Origin of the sequence: Clostridium sp. (assembly GCF_016650095.1) — a bacterium.
GTDB lineage: Bacteria > Bacillota > Clostridia > Clostridiales > Clostridiaceae > Clostridium_AD.
Map to the genome: position 1 here is coordinate 1 of NZ_JAENWL010000332.1, position 4321 is coordinate 4321.

The following is a 4321-nucleotide window of genomic DNA, read 5'->3' on the forward strand; positions in this document are numbered from 1 at the left end:
AATACTATACACTCCATATTATTATACCTTTATATTGATTGTATTAAAACTTCTATCTTCAAAAAATTCTCCGCAATTTGCCATTGTAAACTCCTTCGCCTTGTTATTGACAACAATACTAACCCTATAATTTAGACTAGATAAATCCTTAATTAACTTCTCTTTTCCAAGCTCCAAAACTTTAACCCAGAATTTTTCACAATTAATGTCAATATTCATATTATTATTGTTAATTTTAATATATGCATTCACTGTTCCCATATTTATTGTTTTGACACTAGTAGCAATTTTCACATTCTTACTATCTATCTTTTTACCTTTTTTTCTATCATCTTTAATAATTAATTTAAATTGATATTCATTATCTTTAACATTTATAGGCAAATCTAAATAATAATACTGTTCTGAAATAGAATTAAACACTTTTATATCATTAAGTTTCTGATCAAATATATTCATAACTTTTGCGTAAGACTCAGGTTTTAGATTAAGCTTATTTTCAATAAAGTCTTTAACCATATTTTTAATCTCTTCAGTCTTTAATTTAATTTGATCTTTAATAAGAAAATCTGTAGTTATCTTATCTATATCTCTTTCAACATTATTTATTATTTTCCTATCTAACTCAGAAACATTTAATTCTTTTTTTATCATATTTATAATTTCATTAAGTGAATTACTCTTACCATATCCCAAAGCCTTAGTATTGATACCGCTTTTACTACCTAGTTCCGATTCACTCGATGTATCACTTTTTAAATTATTTATAAGTGGTTCTTCATTTTGGTTTATTTGTTGCAAATTCATGCCTCTAGGTTCACCCTTCGTTTCAACTTTAGTTTCAACATTTGTTGTGTTTAATTTTTCCTCTAAATTCTCTATTAATTTAATATAATCATCTGGACTTAATGATATTTGTTGCATCTTAAAAATTTTGTCTACCAAAGTTTTTATTGTAACACTATTTAAACTAGCATCTTGTAATTTTAAGTTTTTATCTACTTTTAAATTTTGGTCTGGTTCTGAGTTTTTATCTGCTTCTAAGTTTTTAATCGTAGAATTTAAAATTCTATGGTTAATCTCTAAATTCCTTAACTCTTTATTTATTAAATTAACCACTTCTTTTATATTATTATCAACAGGATTATCTGAGTTTTGAATTTTATCCACTAATGGTCCGTTAGTATTTAATAATTTAACTGCTTTTATTTCATTATCAATTTTAATATTCGTAAAATCTTTCTCTTGAAAATCGCTCTTTAATTGAGGATTTTTCAATTCTGCAGGCATATTACTTTCATCTATTTCTAGAAAATTAACCCCATTCTGACTTATCGCGGAAAGCTCAATATTACTCAACTTATTTATAGTTGTACTAGTATTTAACAAATAGTTATTAATATCTTTTAAATCGTTATATATAGCTGACTCCCCTTTAAATAATTTTGTAAAGCTCTCCATATTTTCTTTAGTAAGTACAATGTTATTTTCTTTAAATAATAATATCTCATCAACATCTAAATTCTTTAAAGCTTGAAAAAAACTTTTTAAAACTTTTGTTATTTCATTTGCCTTTTCACTATTAGGGTCAATATTTCTACTATTAAGATATTTTTCAATAAAAATTTCTTCTTTATTCTGATTTAAAGATATTTTTTCTCTAAAATCAACTAAATTTTTTATATCAACTATATTACCTTTAGTTAAAGGCATGTCATGTTTTATCATCTTTTGAAAAAGTAAGGCATCTGCTTTGTCAGTACTTAAAGATTTCCCATGGGGGACTTCTTTAAATATGTCATTTCCCGCAATTTTGCCTTCTTTATCTTCATATACTAGTTTTAGTATAAGCTTATCATCTTCAAATCCTTCCACTTCAAATTTTAACACACCACCGCTCATAGCATCTTCCAGTGGCTTATCCAGCTTTGCAGAAAATTGCCATCCATCTTGTAATTTTAAATTAACTTCTCCCTTTTGCTGGTCTATACTTACTACTCTTGCATTAAACTTTTCTCCTGCTTCAAAAGATATTTTACTATAAGCTTTTTTAGCTTGTGGATTCTGTAAAATTGAAATGTTGCTAATTACTGACATAAGCCACCTCCCATTCGCTATACATAAGTCAAATTCCTATACCTTATAACTTTTTTAAAAGTTATTAATATTTTATTATCGTACAAAATATTTTTTTTTAAAGGGGATGGTCAATAATTATCTCGTTATTTTACCTGTCAATAAAAAAACAAAGCTAAAATATAAATTTTAACTTTGTCCTTTTGAAAATATTGCTATTCTATGACTAAAGAATAGTATTTTTTCTTTCCTTTTTTAATAAGTACACTTCCATCTATAAAATCTTCTTCTAAAAGTGTTGCATTTTTATCTTCAATCCTTTTGTCATTAATAGTTAAGCCGCCCTGCTCAATTAGCCTTCTAGCTTCCGCTTTTGAAGCCAACACTTTAGTGTATACTAATATATCAATTAACCCCGCACTCTTCATGTCGCGAGGTATAGATACTATAGGAACGTTACTCATATTAGTTCCACTGCCAAAAAGTGCTTCTGCAGCAGTCTTAGCTTTTATAGCTTCTTCTTCTCCATGTATAAGTTTTGTTACCTCAAAAGCTAAAACTTTTTTAGCTTCATTTATTTCTTCATCTTTTAAAGCGCCTAAACGCCTAACCTCATCCATTGGCACAAAAGTAAGTAACGCTAAGCATTTTTCCACATCCGAATCTGCAATATTTCTCCAATATTGGTAAAAATCATATGGTGGTGTTTTGTTAGCATCAAGCCATAGTGCTCCATTTTCCGTTTTACCCATTTTCTTACCTTCACTATTAGTAAGCAAAGTGCAAGTCATTCCATAAGAAGCTTTACTTTCTTTTTTTCTTATTAGTTCCATACCAGCAATTATGTTAGACCATTGGTCATCTCCACCTAATTGCATAGTACATCCATATTTTTGATTTAACACTAAAAAGTCATATCCTTGCATAAGCATATAGTTAAACTCAAGGAAAGATAAGCCTTTTTCTAATCTCTGTTTAAAACAATCAGCAGTTAGCATCTTATTTACTGAAAAATGCGCCCCTATATCTCTTATAAAGTCTACATAATTTAAGTTTAAAAGCCAATTTGCATTGTTATCAAGGATTGCTTTACCATCACTGAAATCTATAAGTTTTGAAAGTTGTAATTTTATGCAGGATATATTATGATCAATTTCTTCTTTTGAAAGCATTTTTCTCATATCTGTTTTACCGGATGGATCACCTATCATCGCAGTTCCACCGCCAACTAATGCTATTGGTCTATGCCCTGCCCTTTGCATATGTGCCATAAACATCATAGCAATAAAATGACCAATATGCAGACTATCAGCTGTTGGGTCAAATCCTATATAAAACGTAACCTTTTCCTTTTCTAATATTTTCTTCATTTCTTCCTCGTGAGTAAGTTGTTTTATGTATCCTCGATCAACAAGTGTATCATATACATTTTCCATAATTTATTCCTCCTTGTTTTAATTGTCTATTATTTTTTTGAAATAAAAAAAAGCCCCTAAGAAAGGGACGAAATAATTCCGTGGTACCACCCAAATTGATTTAACAATCCGCTCATTCCTTATAACGTAAGGTAAGTCCGTCTCAGCCTACTTATCATCGAAGGTGTTGCTTTCATCATCTTCGATTCTGCTTCAGCTTAAAGCTCCAGAATGTATTTCACTGTATTCCTTAACTAGTTCACACCTACCACTAGCTCTCTTAATAATTCCTACAGTTACTTTTTTCTTTCACAGCCTTTTAGATATAATTTTCATTTACTAATTATATAGGTGTATTAAAATCATATCAAGTAAGCTAATTACTCATTTTATGTATTGACATCCGTTTATCTGCTACTTATGCCAACTTACGCCTATTTTCTCCATATACAATAAATGCAGGGTCAAGACCCTGCATTTCATCAAGACACGAAAAAATTATTTTATATCGTTATGCAATATATTCCACTAGAAATTCTGGTGGGTTTGCACTTTCACAACTAACGTTCACATAAAATTCCACATTGTACTTTTTAGCTAAAGAATCCATTTTAGAAAATAATTGTGCCGTATGATCAAGTTTATCCTCAATGACATTAAACACACCATCAACAAAAATGGTATCAATATCATAATCTCTTGAAAGCATACCGCACAGAAAACCATAAAAATCATTATTGCTTTTTAAATTGAACTCATTTGTAGCCACAAATCTCATTTTACTATTTAATTGCAAAGTGGCTTTAGTATCATCATCAATATATACTATG

At 29.0% G+C, this 4321-nt stretch carries 3 protein-coding genes and 1 other annotated feature; all 3 genes read right to left on the minus strand.

Annotation, left to right across the window (positions count from 1 at the left end; genetic code table 11):
• Nucleotides 1-21: 21 nt before the first annotated feature.
• A complete protein-coding gene (locus JJE11_RS15600; RefSeq protein ID WP_291637261.1) occupies nt 22-2097 on the minus strand; it encodes a hypothetical protein in 2076 nt (691 codons plus the stop codon).
• 194 nt (nt 2098-2291) lie between these two features.
• Nucleotides 2292-3512: a tyrosine--tRNA ligase gene (gene tyrS, locus JJE11_RS15605; protein WP_291637262.1), complete on the minus strand. Its 1221-nt coding sequence runs from the start codon at nt 3510-3512 to the stop codon at nt 2292-2294.
• 60 nt (nt 3513-3572) lie between these two features.
• Nucleotides 3573-3813, minus strand: a binding site (T-box leader).
• Between the two features lie 189 nt (nt 3814-4002).
• On the minus strand, nt 4003-4321 hold a 319-nt coding region (locus JJE11_RS15610), incomplete at its 5' end, for a hypothetical protein (RefSeq protein ID WP_291637263.1).

What these genes read in the sequence shown, in the direction of transcription:
- JJE11_RS15600 (WP_291637261.1), bottom strand. Translation starts at nt 2,097, where the DNA reads ATGTCAGTAATTAGCAACATTTCAATTTTACAGAATCCACAAGCTAAA.
- tyrS (WP_291637262.1), bottom strand. Translation starts at nt 3,512, where the DNA reads ATGGAAAATGTATATGATACACTTGTTGATCGAGGATACATAAAACAA.